The following is a 14,782-nucleotide window of genomic DNA, read 5'->3' as shown; positions in this document are numbered from 1 at the left end:
CGGACCAGCATGGAAACGGCACAACAAGGGGGACGGCAATGGCGACAGGGATGCAGGCGCGGGGGCGGGTCGAGGCGGTGATGCGCAAGCTGGAAAGCGCGCTGTTGGACGGCAGCCTGCCGGCCGGCGCGCGGCTGCCGGCCGAGCGCGCACTGGCCCAACGTTACGGCGTGTCGCGCAACACGGTGCGCGAGGCAACCCAGCGCCTGGCCGCGCGCGGCCTGGTGCGCAGCCGCCGCGGCGCCGGCGTATTCGTCACCGACCAGCTGCGCACCGGCATCGCCTCGCCGTGGAGCCAACTGGTCGCCGACCACCCCGCCCTGCGCGACGACATCCTCGAATTTCGCCGGGTGCTGGAGGGAGCGACCGCTTACTTCGCGGCGCAGCGCGCCGACCCCGACGACCGCGCGCGCATCGCCGCGCTGATGGCGGAACTGGAGCGCGCCAGGGGCGCCGACGACAAGAGCGGCGAAGCGGCCGCCGACGCCAAGCTGCACGAGGCCATCGCATTGGCATCGCACAACACCATGTTCCTGCACCTGCACACCAGCGTCATCGGCATGCTGCGCGAGCACATCACCATCAACGGCACCGGCTTGCGCGAGGCCGACGCCGACACCTCGGCCCACCTGCTCAGCCAGCACCGCACCGTGTGCGAGGCGATCTGCGGCCAGCGCCCGGAGGAGGCGCGCACGGCGATGCAAAGCCATATCGACTTCGTGCGCAGCCGCGTGCAGCTGGAAGACGATTCAGGCGGATTGGTTGGACCAGTTTAGATAAGCACAATTTATAGGCCGAGCTCCAAGCCGGCGCCCCAGCCCTGCGCCATCGCGGCGACGGCCTGGGCCGGGTCGGCGGCGCGCGCCTGCGCGTTGCGCGCCTGGCTGCCGGCGCGGTCGAGCTGGAACAGCGAGCGCGCCAACTGCCGCCCGCCGTGCGTGATGGCGCCGGTCTTGTCGGCGCGGCGCGCGGTGAAGCCGGCCAGCGCCAGCGACAAATCGCCGCCCGGCTCCAGGCAGCGCGCCAGATGCCAGGCGTCCTCCAACGCCTGGCAGGCGCCCTGGCCCGACGTCGGCAGCGAGGCGTGCGCCGCGTCGCCGATCAATAGCACGTTGTCGCGGTGCCAGCGCGCGACCGGCTCCAGGTCGTAGATCGGAATGCGGCGGATGGCCCCGGCCTCGGTGTGGGCGATGACGCGGCCAACCGGCTCCGGCCAGCCGGCGAACTGCTCGGCCAACGCCGCCTTGAAGTCGCCGCCGCCGCAGGCGCCCGGCGCGGCGGCGGCTTGGGCGCCGGCCCAGTACAGCTTGCGCCGGCCGACCGGCACGATGCCGAAGCGCTCGCCAACGCCCCAAAAGTCGAGCACGGACAAGTCGTCGACCAGGTCGACCGGCGCCTCCACGCTGGCGACCCAGTTGACGAAACCCTGGTACCGCGGCGCGGCGACCTCGGCGCAATGGACGTAGCGCCTGGCGAGCGAATCCATGCGGCCGTCGGCGCCGACGATCAGGTCGGCGCGCTCGATACGGCCGTCGTCGAAGCGCACGGCGGCGGTGCCGTCGCCAACGGCGCGCAGCGCGACCGCGGTGGCGCCGTCGTGGAGCTGGACGCCGAGCCGCGCCATCTCCGCCAGCAAGATCGCCTGCAGGTCGCGCCGCAGCAGGGCGTGGCTGGCGTAGCCCATCGCCCGGTCCAACCCGCCGATGTCCAGGCGCATCAGCAATCGGCCGCACTGGTCCATGCGGCACATGCCGGGCGGGGTGCCGCCGGCCGCCGCCACCTGCGACAACAAGCCCAGCTCCGACAGCACGAAACTGGCGTTCGGCCATAGCACCACCCCGGCGCCGAGGCCGCCGGCCAGGGCGCGGCGTTCGAACACGCGTACCGCGTGGCCGCGCTGGCGCAAGGCAATGGCCGCCGCCGCGCCGGCGACGCCGGCCCCGAGAATGAGAATATCCATCCGTACTCCTTTATATGCGCAGCAAGCGCCCGACGGCACATGCTACGCGCATGCCGGCGGCGGCATAAGCGGGCATAATCGGGATTCTTCATTGCATATTTGGGATAGTCGTGAAAGACCAGCTCGATCTGAACCATCTGCGTTATTTCGTCGCCATCGTCGACGCCGGCAGCTTCGCCGGCGCGGCGCGGGCGATGGCGCTGCCGACCTCGAATGTCAGCCGCCATCTGGCGCAACTGGAGGACAGCCTCTCGGCGCGCCTGCTCGAACGCCACACGCGCGCGCTGCGCCTGACCGAAACCGGGCGCCAGTTATACCAACGGGCCAGGCCGATGATGGACGACATGGCCGCGCTGGAGCGGGAGCTGCGCCACAGCGACGGCGCCTTCAGCGGCACCCTCAAGCTGTGCCTGCCGGCCGAATTCGGCGCGCGCCTGCTCGGTCCCGTGGTCGCCGAGTTCTGCGCCGCGCACCCACGCGTCGACATCGAATGCCACACCGGCATGGCCGGGCGCGACGTGGTGCGCGACGACGTCGACGTCTCGATCTTGTTCCGCCGCGGCGTGCCGGACGACAGCGCGGCGATCCAGCTGCCGCTGCTATCGCTGGCCAGTTGCGTGGTGGCCGCGCCGCAGCTGCTGGCGCGCTGTGGCGTGCCGGTCACGACGCGGCAACTACAACAACTACCCTGCATCTCGACGCTGGCGGCGCTGAACGGCACCCCCTGGCACTTCGTCGACGCCGGCGGACGCGCCCGCCCGGTCGCGGTGCGGGCGCGCTACCGCGTCGACAGCGGCGACATGGCGCGCGCCGCCGCGCTGGCCGGGGTCGGCTTTGCCATGCTGGCCGAGGCCAGTTGCGCCGCCGAGATCGAACGCGGCGCGCTGGTGCGGCTCGACCTGGAGCTGCGCCCGGCGCCGCTGGAACTGGTGGCGGCCTACCCGAGCCGGCGCCACCTGTCGGGCAAGACCCGCGCCCTGCTCGATCTGATGCAGCTGCGGCTACGCCAGTGGCGCTGCTGAACGCGGACGCTGCGGCGCCGACAAAGCGCTTGGCGTTTCGCCGACGGCATGGGAAACTCTGGGAGCGCCGTCGGGTGAGCGTCGTCCCAACCCCGGACACCGGACACCGGAACCTGCCGGCGCCCGAGCGCGCATGCCGCCCGGTGGACGGCGGCGCGCGGCACCGGCGCCGGTGGCCCAACTTTATTCACAGCGGGGGCAACAATGACGCAAGCAAGGACGCGACGGGCGGCGCCGATCCGGCCGCTATTGGCGGCGCTGGCGCTGCTGCTGGCCGCCAGCGCCGCCGCCGACGACGACGTGGTCTATCCGCAAGCGGCGGCGGCGCTCGACAGCCGCTACGAATACGACTGGGCGGTGCTGCGCGCGGTGCTGGAAAAGACGCGCGCGCGCTTCGGCCCGTTCACGCTGCGCCAGGCGGCCGGCAGCATGTCGCCGGCGCGCGCCAGCGAAGAGCTGATGGCGTTGGACGGGCGCATCAACCTGCTCGCGCGCGCCACCACCATCGAACTGGAACAGCAGTTCCTGCCGATTCGCATCCCGATCGACCGCGGCCTGCTGGGCTACCGCATCTTCCTGGTACGCAGCACCGACCTGCCGCGCTTTGCCGCCGTGCGCACGCTCGATCAGTTGCGCACGCTGCGCGCCGGCCAGGGCCGCGCCTGGGCCGACATCGCCATCCTGCGCGCGGCCGGCGTGCCGGTGGTCGAAGGCAGCACCTACGACGGCCTGTTCCCGATGCTCAGCGAGGGACGCTTCGATTTCTTTTCGCGCGCCGTCGACGAGGCGTTGCGCGAATACGACGAGCGCCGCGCCAGCCTGCCCGACCTGGCGGTCGAGCCCACGCTGCTGCTGCACTACCCGCTGCCGCGCTACTTCTTCGTGCGCCGCGACGCCGCCGGCAAGCAACTGGGCGCGCGCATCGAGGCCGGCCTGGAAACGATGCTGCGCGACGGTTCGCTCAACGCCCTGTTCTACCGCTACAAGGGGCCGATGCTCGAACGCGCCGGCTTGCCGCGGCGGCGCGTGCTGCAACTGCCGAACCCCAACCTGCCGCCGCAGACGCCGCTGGCGCGGCGCGAACTGTGGTACGACCCGTTCAGCGGCAAATAAACCCCCGAAGCGGCCGAACGGGCATACCCGCAAGCAAAGCTGGCGCCTCGGGCAATCCGCCGGACATTATATAATTAAATATAATGATTGCCGCAGGCGTCCGCCGGCGCATATGGAGAAGCCCGATGTCGATTGATTGGAATGCCTTCACGCCCTGGTCCGCCCTGCTCGGCGGCACACTGATCGGCGTGGCCGCCGCCATGCTGGTGCTGTTCAACGGCCGCGTCGCCGGTATCAGCGGCATCCTCGGCGGCCTGCTCAAGCCGGTGCGCGGCGACGCCGGTTGGCGCGCCGCCTTCCTGCTCGGCCTGCTGGCCGCGCCGGCGTTGTACGCGCTGTTCGCCACGCTGCCGGCGGTGCGCATCGACGCCGGCGCCGGCGCGCTGCTCGCCGCCGGCCTGCTGGTCGGCCTCGGCACCCGCTACGGCGCCGGTTGCACCAGCGGCCACGGCGTCTGCGGCTTGGCGCGGCTGTCGTCGCGCTCGGCCGTGGCCACCGCCACCTTCATGTGCGCCGGTTACGCCACGGTGTTCGCGCTGCGCCACCTGCCGGCATTTTGAGGGGACGCCATGTTGATCGTTAGCGCATTGCTGGCCGGCCTGGTGTTCGGCCTCGGCCTGATCGTCTCCGGCATGGCCAACCCGGCCAAGGTGCTGGGCTTCCTCGACCTGGCCGGCGCCTGGGACCCGTCGCTGATGCTGGTGATGGGGGGCGCCGTCGGCGTCGCCCTGATCGCTTTTGCGCTGGCGCGGCGGCGCGCCACGTCCCTGCTCGGCGCCGCCATGCGCCTGCCCGGCGCCGGCGCCGTCAACCTGCGCCTGGTGCTGGGCGCGACGCTGTTCGGCGCCGGCTGGGGCGTCGCCGGCTTTTGCCCCGGCCCGGCCCTGGTCGGCCTCGGCATGGGCCAGCCGAAGGCGCTGCTGTTCGTCGCCGCGATGCTGGCCGGGATGGCGCTGTTCGAGCTGTTCGAACTGATCAAGCGCCAACGCCGTCGGTCGGATTAGCGGTACGCGTAATCCGGCAATGTTGGCCGAGGCGAGCCGCGCTGCTCCGGGCCGAGGTTGTCGGGTTGCGCCCTACGGGCTAAGCCAACCTACGAAAGGCGCGCTAACTCTCATGCTTCAGCCCTTGGTGGCGCCGAAGGTGAGGCCGGCGACGAAGTGCTTCTGCATCAGGAAGAACATGGTCACCGACGGCAGCGCCGCCAGGATCGAGCCGGCCGACACCAGGTTCCAGGCGGTGGTCCACTGCCCCTTCAAGCCGGCCACGCCGACCGTGATCGGCGCCGCGCTGTCGCCCTGGGTCAGGCACAGCGCCCAGAAGTAGTCGTTCCAGACGAAGGTAAACACCAGAATGCCGAGCGCGGCCAGGGCCGGGCGTATCAGCGGCAGGATGATGCTGTAGAAAAGCGTCCACTCGCTGGCGCCCTCGATGCGCGCCGCTTCGATCAGTTCGAACGGCAGTTGCTTGATGAAGTTGCGCAGGAACAGGGTGCAAAAGCCGGTCTGGAAGGCGACGTGGAACAGTACCAGGCCCTGCACGGTGTTGAAAACGCCGAAGTCCAGCGACAGGTTGCGCACCGGGATCATCAGTATCTGCACCGGCACGAAGTTGCAGGCGACGAAGGTGGCGAACAGCAGCGTGTTGCCGCGGAAGCGGTAGGTCGACAGCGCGAAACCGGCCATCGCCGCCAGCGTGATCGCGCCGATCACTGAGGGCACCGTGATCAGTACACTGTTCCAGAAATAGTGCAGCATCGGCGAGGCGGTCAGCGCCTCCCGGTAGTTGGCCCACATCGAGAAATCCTCGGGCCAGCCCCAGTAATTGCCCTGTGCAAGTTCCTCGGCGGAGCGCACCGACGTCACCATCACGGCGAGCATCGGCAGCAGCCAGACCAGCAGCGCCAGCGGCAGCGACAGCTTGTAGAGCCTGCGGCTGAGCGGTTTCCATTTATCGATCGGCATGGGATACATGGTGGTCCTCGCTTATTTTTCGGTGCGCAGCATGCGGCGCAGGTGGTAGACGATATACACCAGCATCAGCCCGAACAGCACCACGGCGACGGCGGCCGAATAGCCCTGGCGGTAGTATTTGATGGCCTGGTCGTAGGCGTAGTAGGCCAGCACGGTGGAGCTTTCAAACGGCCCGCCGCCACTCATCACGGCGATCAGGTCGAAGCTGCGCAGCGCGCCGATGATGGTGACGACGACGGCCATGAAGGTGCTCGGGCGCAGCTGCGGCAGGATCACGTAATACAGCATGCTCCAGCCCTTGGCGCCCTCCATGCGCGCCGCCTCGACCTGCTCGGCGTTGATCGAGGTCAGGCCGGTCAGGAACAGAATCATGCAGTAGGCGGTCTGCGGCCACAGCGCGGCGAAGATGATGCCGTAGCTGACGTAGCGCGGGTCGCCCAGCACCGGGATGCCCTCGCCGAGCAGCAGCGCCAGCAGGCCGAAGGTGGGGTCGTAGAACCAGCTGAAGATCAGGCCGACGACCACGCCGGAGAGCACGAAGGGCGCGAAGAACAGCGACTTGACCAGGCGGATGCCCTTGACCTGCTGGTTCAGGTAGAGCGCCACGGCCAGGCCGGCCGGCGGCGCCAGCAGGAACAGCGCCAGCCACAGCACGTTGTTCTTGAGCGCGGCACCGAAGGTGGCGGCGTGGAACAGCTCGACGTAGTTGTCGAGGCCGACGAAGGTCTTCTCGGCCAGGCCGTCCCAGTTGAAGAAGCTCAGGTATAGCGTGCTGAGGATGGGATACACCACGTACAGGCCGACCATCAGGCAGGCCGGCGCGAGGAAGAAGAAGGCGGCGCGGTGGCGCTTGAACGCCATCGAGGTGCGCCGCCGCGGGCGGCGCGCGGCGGCCGGCGCCGATTGTTGGGTTGAGCTGATTGATGTCATCGTGGACCTTGCTGGGGTGCTGTCGGTGTGGCGGGCGCCCTGCGAACGTTGAATCGAAACCAAGGGCGTGGCCCCGGGGCCAGACCCGAAGGTCTGACCCCGGCTCGGCGCCTTGGATTGATTTTTAGCGCCGCCGGCCCGCTGGCTTGGCCTGGTGGCGCGCCGGCATCAGGATTTCTTGTAGATGCGCTTGCGGGTCTGCTCCAGTTGGCCCAGGATCTCGTCGATCGCGTTCGGGTCGTTGATGAACTTCTGCATTCCCTTCATGCCCTCGTCGGCCATTTCCTTGGTCATGTCGCGGTCGTAGAACTGGGCGATGCCGCCCTTGGTGCCGGACAGGATCTCGAAGCCGATACGCGATATCGGCTCGGCAGGCGCCGGCGACCGGGCGTTGGCCGGCAGCGAACCGAGGCCCTCGGCCAGCTTGGCGCTGATCGCAGGGGTACCGGCGAAGGCCAGGAAGCGGCGCGCGTCCGCCTTGTTCTTGGCGCGGCTAGGGATGTGCAACGATTCGATCGGGCCCTCCTCGGCGGTCGGCACGGCGGCGTCGATCACCGGGAACTGGAAGTAACCCATGTTGGCGGCTTGCTTGGCGGGGAAGCCCTTGGCGATGAAGGTGCCCATCAGCATCATCGCGGCCTTGCCCTGGAACATGAACGGCTGCGCCGCGTCGAGGTCGTAGGACAGCGCGTTGTCGATGAAGTATTTGTTGTCGAGCAGGCCCTTCCAGGTGCTGTAGACCTTCTTCACGCGCGGGTCGGTGTAGGCGATCTCGCCCTCCATCAACTTCTGGTGGAAGGCGTTGCCGTTGATGCGCAGGTCGAGGTAGTCGAACCAGCCGGCCAGGGTCCAGGCATCGCGCCCGCCCACGCTGAACGGGCTGATGCCGGCCGCCTTGAGTTTCTTGCACGCCTCCATGAACTCCGCCCAGGTCTTCGGTTCGGCGCCGACGCCGACCTTCTGGAACAGGTCCTTGCGGTAGAACATGCCCCACGAGTAGTACACCGACGGCAGCGCGTACTGCTTGCCCTTGTACGAGGAGGCGTCCTTGCTCGACGCGTACATCTCGTTCCAGTTGTTCTTGTTCCAGTCGGCGCTGAGGTCCTCGAACAGGCCGCGGCTGGCGTAGTAGGCCATGCGCTCGCCGTTGTGCCAGGTGACGACGTCGGGCGCCTCGCTGGAGAGCCAGGCCGGCAGTTGGATCTTGTAGGCTTCCTCGTCGATGAAGGCGGCCTTCACCTCGACGTCCGGGTTGGCCTTTTTGAAGTCGTCGAGGGTCGACTGCCACACGGCGCGCTGGCTGGCGCCCTTGAAGGCGATGTTGACGGCCAGCGTGCCGGCCTGCGCGACGCCGCACAACAGCGCCGCCGAGATGATCCCTGCCTTGAATACTTGTTTCATTTGCCTGTCTCCTTGGATGATGGATGGTTACCGCATACATGGTTCCGGAACTGCGCCCGGTTTGCTGTGTATCCTGTTAATTGCGCGCCGGGATCCGGTACACCGAGACGCCCTGCGGCGGCACGCTGGCGCCGCCGATGACGTACTCGGCGCCCTGTCCCAGCGGCGCCGGCGCCGCCGTGTCGCCGTAGTTAAACACATAGCTCAGATCGCCGCGTCGGCTGATGCGCAGGGTCTCCGGCAAGTCCAGCGTGTCGAGCCCGGCGGCCCGCGCCACCGCGCCGAAGTACGACTGCGTGAAGGCGGCGTCGAACGCGCCCGCCAAATAGTGCAGGCCGGCGTGGCGCACGATGGCCGGATGGCCGTCCTCGAAGGTGGCGGCGACCTCGGTGCCGCCGCCCGGCTCGACCAGGTCGCGCCACATGCCGGCGCTGCCGGCGACGGCCCCGCCCGCCACCGCCACCGCCATGGCGACGTTCGGGCGCAACGACTCGACGCGCCAGACGCGCATCGGCAGCACCGCCGCCAGCGGCCCCGGCGGCAGGTTTGCGGGAATTTGCAGGTCGACGGTCTTGGAGCCGGTGCGCGGACCGAACACCACCTGGGCGCCGCTGTCGCGCAGGCGCGCCGGCAGCGACGCCGGCAGCACCGGCAGCGGCGGCACCACCACCATGCGGTAGCCGTCCAGCGGCGCGTCGACCGGCACCACGTCGACGTCCAGGCCCAGCGCGCGCAGCGCCGAATAGTAGTCGAAGACGAAGCGCGCGTACTGGAAGTCGGCGCCCTGCGGATGCACCTCGAACAACCACTTGGCCTGGTAGTCGAACAGCAGCGCGACGCGGGCCTGGACCTGGGCGCCGGGATGCTCGATGGCGGCCAGCTCGCGCGCCACCAGCGCCGCCTCGGCGCCGCCGACGTCGAGGCGGTCGTCCGGCGTGTGCAGGCCGGCGTGCATCTGCTCCTGGGCGAAGCGGCACTGGCGCCAGCGGAAGTAGGAGACGCAGCCGGCGCCGTGGGCGAACGCTTCCCAGCTCCACAGCCGCACCATGCCGGGCAGCGGCGCCGGGTTCCAGCCGGCCCAGTTGACCGGGCCGGGCTGCTGCTCCATGACCCAGAACGGCTGCTTCGACATGCCGCGGTACAGGTCGTGGTTGAAGGAGGCGAAGTCGGGGTGGCCGGTGCGCAGCCAGCGCGCCTTGGTGGCGGGGTCGAACCAGAATTCCTCCAGCGCGCCCAGCGGATAACTGTCCCAGGTGGCGGCGTCGAGGTCGGCCGCCACCTGGTAATGGTCGAACTCGAAGAAGTTCTGCATGAAGTTGTGCACCATCGCGCGGCCCGGCGCCAGCGGGCGCAGGATCTCCACCTGCATGCGGTTGTAGCGCGCCAGCTCGTCGGAGGCGAAGCGGCGGTAGTCGAGCCGGTGCGCCGGATGGGCCTCGGTGACGCTGCCGACCGGCGCGTCGATCTGCTCGAAGCTGGTGTACTCCATGCTCCAGAACACCGTGCCCCAGGCGGCGTTGAGCGCCGCGACGCTGCCGTAGCGGTCGCGCAGCCACAGACGGAAGCGCTTTAACGCGTCGGCCGAATAACTGACCACGGTGTGGTGGCAGCCGTACTCGTTGTCGGTCTGCCAGGCGGTGACGGCCGGGTGCGCGCCGTAGCGCTGCGCCAGGATGGTGACGATGCGGCGCGACGCCTCGAAGTAGGACTCGGACGAAAAATCGTAGTGGCGGCGCGAGCCGAAGGCGCGCGGGCGGCCGTCGGCGCCAACCGGCAGGATGTCCGGATGCTGGTCGATCAACCACTTCGGCGGCGTCGCCGTTGGCGTGCACATGACCACCTCCAGCCCGGCGGCGCCCAGCACCTCGATGGCGCTGTCGAGCCACTCCCAATTGAACTGGCCGGGCGCCGGTTCGATGCGGCTCCAGGCGAATTCGCCGATGCGCACCTGGGCGATGCCGAGCGCCTTCATGCGCGCGGCGTCTTCCCGCCACATCGATACGGGCCAGTGTTCCGGGTAATAGCAGACTCCTAAACGCATTGCGCTTGCTCCTGTTGGGCTGGGGTGGTGGCGAACACGGCGTCGCCGTCTTCGAGGAAAAGGTGGCAGGCGGCCGGATCCAGGCCCAGCGCCAGCTCGTCGCCGACCTCGACGGCCAGGTTGCCGGGCGCCTTGGCCAGCAGCGGCTCGCCGCCGGCCTGCTCCAGGTGCACATAGGTTTGTTCGCCGAGGCGCTCGACCAGCGCCACCCTGCGGCGCATGCCCTGGGGCGCGTCGGCGGCGACGCTCAGGTGCTCGGGACGCACGCCCAGCACCACCGCCTGGCCCGGGCGCAGCGCGGCGCCGTCGACGGCGACCTCGACCTCCTCGCCGCCGCGCTCGAGCCGCACCCGCACCGAGGAGCCGCCAGCGCCGGCGCCGAGCACGCTGGCCGGCAGGAAGTTCATTTGCGGCGAGCCGATGAAGCCGGCCACGAAGCGGTTGCGCGGCCGGTGGTACAACTCCAACGGCGTGCCGACCTGGGCGATGCTGCCGAGCCGCTCGACGTCCGGGCCGGCGCGCAGCAGCACGATTTTGTCGGCCAGGGTCATCGCCTCGACCTGGTCGTGCGTCACGTACACCACGCTGGCGTTGGCGAACTGCTTGTGCAGGCGGGCGATTTCGACGCGGGTCTGGCCGCGCAGCGTCGCGTCCAGGTTCGACAGCGGCTCGTCGAACAGGAACACGCCGGGCTGGCGGACGATGGCGCGGCCGATCGCCACGCGCTGGCGCTGCCCGCCCGACAGCTCCTTCGGCTTGCGTTCCAGAAGGGCTTCGAGCTGCAGCACCTTGGCCGCCGCCCTTACCCGCTGGTCCAGCTCGGGCTGCGGCGTCTTCGCCAGCTTCAGGCCGAAGCCGATGTTCTGGTACACCGTCATGTGGGGAAACAGCGCGTAGCTCTGGAACACCATCGCCACGCCGCGCTCGGCCGGCGGCACCTCGTTCATCAGCTCGCCGGCTATGCGCAGCTCGCCGCCGCTCAAGTCTTCCAGGCCGGCGATCATGCGCAGCAGGGTCGACTTGCCGCAGCCGGACGGGCCGAGGAAGACGCAAAACTCGTGCGCGCCGATCTCCAAGTCGACGCCGCGTATCACCGCCACGTTGTTGCCGTACACCTTGTGCACGCCCTTCAGGGAAATGCTTGCCATTGTTCTTGTCTCCAACAGAAAATCAATGAGGTTAAGCGCTTAACCAACTAGGGCAAAAAAAAGTGTCGTCCATGTCAACACCGCCGCCTGTTGCTTTTTATTTTGAATAAATATACCAAAGCTCATTTCGCAACGCAATCGTTTTCGCTTTTTTTCGTTTTTACGCCATTCTGCGCGCCAGCCATTGACAGCGACGGCCAAAGCGCTGTTGAATGCGTCTGACCCTCTCTACAGGCAGCCCATGACCACCCTCTCCGAAGTTGCCCAGCGCGCCGGCGTGACCTCCGCCACCGTCTCGAACGTGCTGCGCCAGCGCGGCAAGGTCGGCGCCGAAACGCGCGCGCGCGTGCTGGCCGCCGTCGATGCATTGGGCTACCGCCCGCACCTGACCGCGCGCGCGCTGGCCGAGGGCCGCGCGCCGACGCTGGCGCTGATGGTGTCGAGCATCGCCAACCCCTTCTACCCCGAATTCGCGCTGGCGGCGGAACAGGCGGCGCGCCAGCACGGCCGCTTTCTGATCGTCTGCAACACCAACGACGACCCGGAAATCGGCCGCGCCTACCTCGAGCAGATCGCCGGCACGCTGTCGGATGGCGTGCTGGTGATGAACGCCAACCTGCAATTCGAGGATCTGCGCATGACCCAGCGGCGCGGCGCGCCGGTGGTGCTGTGCATGTGGGAAAAGCCGCACGAGCCGCCCGGCCTGCCCTGCATCGCCGTCGACTTCCACCTGGCCGGCGCGCTGGCGGCGCGCCACCTGATCGAACTGGGGCACAGGCGCATCGGCATCATCGTCGCCGGCGGCGCCGCCTGCATCCACGCCGAGCGCGAGCGCGGCTTCATCGACGAGCTGGCCGTGCTGGGCCACGCCGGCGCCGCCGTCGCCAGCGTGCACGCCGACGACACGGTCGAGGGCGGCCACCAGGGCGCCACCGCGCTGCTGACGGCGGCGCCGGACCTGAGCGCGATCTTCGCCACCAACGACTTGCCGGCGCTGGGCGCGATGCACGCCGCCGCCGACCTCGGCCTGAAAGTGCCGGACCAGTTGTCGGTGATCGGCATCACCGACATCCAGCTGGCGCGCCAGTCGCGCCCGGCCCTGAGCACGGTGGCGGTGCCGACCGCCGAGGCGGCGACGCAGGCCATCGCCCTGCTGCTGGAGCTGATCGCGCAGCAGGCCGGGCCGGCGCCGGTGCGGGTGTGCTCGCCGCCGTTGCTGGTGCAGCGCGCCTCGACGGCCAGGCCGGCCCCGGACGCCGCGGTGTGATGGATTAAGTGACGGTGGGCGCGCCGTCGGGGATCCAGTACACCGTGCGCCAGTTGCCCAGGTCGGCCAGCGCGCCGGCCGCGGCGCGGGCCAGCAAAATGCCAAGCAGCAGCCCGCTCATGATCGTGCCGACAATTTTTCCGCGCTCGGCCGGAGCGTCCAGCGTGGAGGCCAGGGGTATCAAGACTTGCGCCACCACGGACAGGCCGCCGGCGATGGCCGTGCCAAGCAGGATGAAGCCGAAGCTCGGCGCCAACGCCGTCATCAACAAGCCGCAGGCGGACAGGATGGTCATGGCGACGATCAGGCTGCGCCGCTCCAGCATATCGCCCAAGGGGACCAGCAAGATCAGCCCGAGGGCGTAGCTCAGTTGGGCCACGGTGGTGATACTGCCGGCCGCCGCGGTGGACAGGCCGAATTGCGCGCCGATGGTGTGCAACAGCGGCTGGGCGTAATAATTACTGGCCACGGTCAGGCCGGTGGCAACCGCCATGAGCAGCACGATGGGGGAACTCAGGCGCGCCGCGGCAGCGCTGGCGGGACACGGTGGCGGCACGGAACTATGGTGGGGAACGATGCGCATGGACTTTTTGCCTTCTTGAAATGCCTGTAATGTAGCCTGCCAAAAGCGGGCCGGCAATTCAACATTCTCGATTTCCGTTATCTGGAAATCCAGATAACGGCGAGGTCCAAGCTGTACAATCTCCGGCCTGCTATCAAGCATTTTCTGGGGAGGAAACAGTGGAGCGGAATATCGCACTTGATCAACTCAATTTCCGTCTGCTGAACGTCTTTGTCGCCCTCTTTCGCGAGCGCCACGTGGGGCGTGCCGCCGATGCGCTGGGGATGTCGCAGCCGACCGTGTCGACGCTGCTGGCGCGCCTGCGGCAAGTGGCCGGCGATCCGCTGTTTATTCGTAGCGCGCAGGACGACATGCGCGTTAATTGGTGCCGGCGCGGAAGCGCAGGTAGTCGTCGGCGCTTTGCCGCGGCCGTTCGACCATCGGCAGGTGGCCGACGCCGGGCATGACGACGACCTGCGAGCGCGGCATCAGGCGCTGCAGCACGGCGGCGCTGCCGACGTGGATGGCGCGGTCCTGCTGGCCCCAGACGATCAGCGCCGGCGTCGCCAGGCCGCTGGCGCGCGCCTCCACCGATTCGCCCACCAACTGCTTGAAGATGTACTCGGCCAGCGGCGCATTGGCGACGACGCCCTTGGCGATCACGTCGAGGATGGGCCGCGGCACGAACGGCGGATCGTTCATGACGAAGTCGAAGGTCCGCGCGAACTCCTCCTTGCTGCGGGCGATCAGCGGATTGCGTCCGGTGCTCTGGTAGATATCGGCGAGCTCGCTTTTCGGCGCGCTCCACACCCCGGACGGGGCGAGCAGCCACAGGCTGGCCACCTCGGCCGGATACGCGGCCGCGTAGGTCAGCGCGATCTGCCCGCCCATCGAACTGCCGCCCACATGCAGCTTGCCGACGCCGAGCGCGCCGGCGAAGGCGCGCAGCCGCGCCGCCTGCGCCCGCGGCCGGTAGTCGGCGCCGGCCAGGCGCGCCGATTCGCCGAAGCCGGTCAGGTCCGGCACGATGACGCGGTAGTGCGGCGTCAGCAGCCGCGCCACCCGCGTAAAGTTGTCCTTGTCCGCGCCGAAGCCGTGCAGCAGCATTAGCGGCTCGCCCTGCCCGCCCTCGAGGTAGGCGAAGCGCAGGCCGTCCGGCAAGACGATTTCCTTGCGTACCAGGCCGGCGCGCTGGCGGTCGGCGTCGATCGCCAGGCGCGTCACCCACTCGGGCGCGGCGTACACCAGGCCGGTTGCCGCCGCGACCGCGACCAAGCCGGCCGCCAGCAACCATTTCAACACACGCATAGCTTCTCCTGAAGTTGTTGGCAACGATAGTGGGGAGGATGCCGGCGAGGGACGGCG

Annotated in this window: 14 protein-coding genes and 1 pseudogene; 7 read left to right on the top strand and 8 right to left on the bottom strand. The window is 69.0% G+C overall.

Annotated features, from left to right (window positions below; translation table 11 throughout):
* Positions 1-38: 38 nt before the first annotated feature.
* Positions 39-776 (top strand): FadR/GntR family transcriptional regulator, encoded by a 738-nt coding sequence (locus JANGC3_RS0100660; RefSeq protein WP_035787508.1) that lies wholly within the window; start codon positions 39-41, stop codon positions 774-776.
* Between the two features lie 11 nt (positions 777-787).
* Here the strand turns inward: JANGC3_RS0100660 and JANGC3_RS27970 are convergent, their stop codons facing one another.
* Positions 788-1,960, bottom strand: coding sequence for an FAD-dependent monooxygenase (locus JANGC3_RS27970; protein WP_017874545.1), 1,173 nt, complete (start codon positions 1,958-1,960; stop codon positions 788-790).
* Positions 1,961-2,070: 110 nt separating this feature from the next.
* On the opposite strand from JANGC3_RS27970, the gene JANGC3_RS0100650 reads away from it, so the two are divergent.
* From JANGC3_RS0100650 to JANGC3_RS0100635, 4 genes are all read left to right on the top strand, one after another.
* Positions 2,071-2,982, top strand: a complete 912-nt coding sequence (locus JANGC3_RS0100650; protein ID WP_017874544.1) for a LysR family transcriptional regulator — start codon at positions 2,071-2,073, stop codon at positions 2,980-2,982.
* A 204-nt stretch (positions 2,983-3,186) separates the two neighbouring features.
* Entirely contained in the window at positions 3,187-4,095 is a 909-nt protein-coding gene (locus tag JANGC3_RS0100645) for a hypothetical protein (protein WP_051068193.1), read from the top strand.
* Positions 4,096-4,220: 125 nt separating this feature from the next.
* Positions 4,221-4,655 carry a YeeE/YedE family protein gene (locus JANGC3_RS0100640; protein ID WP_017874542.1) on the top strand — a complete coding sequence of 145 codons (435 nt, stop codon included), beginning with the start codon at positions 4,221-4,223 and terminating at the stop codon, positions 4,653-4,655.
* Positions 4,656-4,664: 9 nt separating this feature from the next.
* A complete protein-coding gene (locus JANGC3_RS0100635; RefSeq protein ID WP_017874541.1) occupies positions 4,665-5,099 on the top strand; it encodes a DUF6691 family protein in 435 nt (144 codons plus the stop codon).
* A 117-nt stretch (positions 5,100-5,216) separates the two neighbouring features.
* Here JANGC3_RS0100635 and JANGC3_RS0100630 read toward each other — a convergent pair whose 3' ends face one another.
* The 5 genes from JANGC3_RS0100630 to JANGC3_RS0100610 form a co-directional block, all read right to left on the bottom strand.
* The gene (locus JANGC3_RS0100630; RefSeq protein ID WP_026132366.1) at positions 5,217-6,068 is read right to left on the bottom strand and encodes a carbohydrate ABC transporter permease; all 852 of its coding nucleotides are present in this window, start codon (positions 6,066-6,068) and stop codon (positions 5,217-5,219) included.
* A 12-nt stretch (positions 6,069-6,080) separates the two neighbouring features.
* A complete protein-coding gene (locus JANGC3_RS0100625; protein WP_017874539.1) occupies positions 6,081-6,998 on the bottom strand; it encodes a carbohydrate ABC transporter permease in 918 nt (305 codons plus the stop codon).
* 168 nt (positions 6,999-7,166) lie between these two features.
* Positions 7,167-8,399 carry an ABC transporter substrate-binding protein gene (locus JANGC3_RS0100620; protein WP_017874538.1) on the bottom strand — a complete coding sequence of 411 codons (1,233 nt, stop codon included), beginning with the start codon at positions 8,397-8,399 and terminating at the stop codon, positions 7,167-7,169.
* A 76-nt stretch (positions 8,400-8,475) separates the two neighbouring features.
* On the bottom strand, positions 8,476-10,440 hold the full coding sequence (locus JANGC3_RS0100615; protein WP_026132365.1) for a beta-galactosidase: 1,965 nt from the start codon (positions 10,438-10,440) through the stop codon (positions 8,476-8,478).
* Positions 10,431-11,588 carry an ABC transporter ATP-binding protein gene (locus tag JANGC3_RS0100610; RefSeq protein ID WP_017874536.1) on the bottom strand — a complete coding sequence of 386 codons (1,158 nt, stop codon included), beginning with the start codon at positions 11,586-11,588 and terminating at the stop codon, positions 10,431-10,433. Before JANGC3_RS0100610 ends, JANGC3_RS0100615 begins: the two co-directional genes overlap by 10 nt.
* Positions 11,589-11,829: 241 nt before the next feature.
* Here JANGC3_RS0100610 and JANGC3_RS0100605 point away from each other — a divergent pair, with 241 nt between their 5' ends.
* A complete protein-coding gene (locus JANGC3_RS0100605; RefSeq protein ID WP_017874535.1) occupies positions 11,830-12,855 on the top strand; it encodes a LacI family DNA-binding transcriptional regulator in 1,026 nt (341 codons plus the stop codon).
* Between the two features lie 31 nt (positions 12,856-12,886).
* Here the strand turns inward: JANGC3_RS0100605 and JANGC3_RS27965 are convergent.
* Positions 12,887-13,348: pseudogene (locus JANGC3_RS27965) on the bottom strand (MFS transporter); the annotation flags it as partial.
* A 248-nt stretch (positions 13,349-13,596) separates the two neighbouring features.
* On the opposite strand from JANGC3_RS27965, the gene JANGC3_RS34270 reads away from it, so the two are divergent.
* On the top strand, positions 13,597-13,884 hold the full coding sequence (locus JANGC3_RS34270) for a helix-turn-helix domain-containing protein (protein WP_157406391.1): 288 nt from the start codon (positions 13,597-13,599) through the stop codon (positions 13,882-13,884).
* On the opposite strand, the gene JANGC3_RS0100590 is transcribed toward JANGC3_RS34270, so the two are convergent.
* A complete protein-coding gene (locus JANGC3_RS0100590; RefSeq protein ID WP_051068191.1) occupies positions 13,796-14,725 on the bottom strand; it encodes an alpha/beta fold hydrolase in 930 nt (309 codons plus the stop codon). The two genes, JANGC3_RS34270 and JANGC3_RS0100590, sit on opposite strands and share 89 nt — an antisense overlap.
* Between the last annotated feature and the right edge of the window lie 57 nt (positions 14,726-14,782).

It is taken from the genome of Janthinobacterium sp. CG3, from assembly GCF_000344615.1.
Classification (GTDB): domain Bacteria; phylum Pseudomonadota; class Gammaproteobacteria; order Burkholderiales; family Burkholderiaceae_D; genus Janthinobacterium.
The sequence above is the reverse complement of the archived record's forward strand: the minus strand, read 5'-3'. Positions and strand labels throughout refer to the sequence as shown.

Bases quoted from the DNA above. Each gene is read 5' to 3' on its own strand.
- JANGC3_RS0100660 (WP_035787508.1), top strand. From the start codon at position 39: ATGGCGACAGGGATGCAGGCGCGGGGGCGGGTCGAGGCGGTGATGCGC.
- JANGC3_RS27970 (WP_017874545.1), bottom strand. From the start codon at position 1,960: ATGGATATTCTCATTCTCGGGGCCGGCGTCGCCGGCGCGGCGGCGGCC.
- JANGC3_RS0100645 (WP_051068193.1), top strand. From the start codon at position 3,187: ATGACGCAAGCAAGGACGCGACGGGCGGCGCCGATCCGGCCGCTATTG.
- JANGC3_RS0100640 (WP_017874542.1), top strand. From the start codon at position 4,221: ATGTCGATTGATTGGAATGCCTTCACGCCCTGGTCCGCCCTGCTCGGC.
- JANGC3_RS0100635 (WP_017874541.1), top strand. From the start codon at position 4,665: ATGTTGATCGTTAGCGCATTGCTGGCCGGCCTGGTGTTCGGCCTCGGC.
- JANGC3_RS0100630 (WP_026132366.1), bottom strand. From the start codon at position 6,068: ATGTATCCCATGCCGATCGATAAATGGAAACCGCTCAGCCGCAGGCTC.
- JANGC3_RS0100625 (WP_017874539.1), bottom strand. From the start codon at position 6,998: ATGACATCAATCAGCTCAACCCAACAATCGGCGCCGGCCGCCGCGCGC.
- JANGC3_RS0100620 (WP_017874538.1), bottom strand. From the start codon at position 8,399: ATGAAACAAGTATTCAAGGCAGGGATCATCTCGGCGGCGCTGTTGTGC.
- JANGC3_RS0100615 (WP_026132365.1), bottom strand. From the start codon at position 10,440: ATGCGTTTAGGAGTCTGCTATTACCCGGAACACTGGCCCGTATCGATG.
- JANGC3_RS0100610 (WP_017874536.1), bottom strand. From the start codon at position 11,588: ATGGCAAGCATTTCCCTGAAGGGCGTGCACAAGGTGTACGGCAACAAC.
- JANGC3_RS0100605 (WP_017874535.1), top strand. From the start codon at position 11,830: ATGACCACCCTCTCCGAAGTTGCCCAGCGCGCCGGCGTGACCTCCGCC.
- JANGC3_RS0100590 (WP_051068191.1), bottom strand. From the start codon at position 14,725: ATGCGTGTGTTGAAATGGTTGCTGGCGGCCGGCTTGGTCGCGGTCGCG.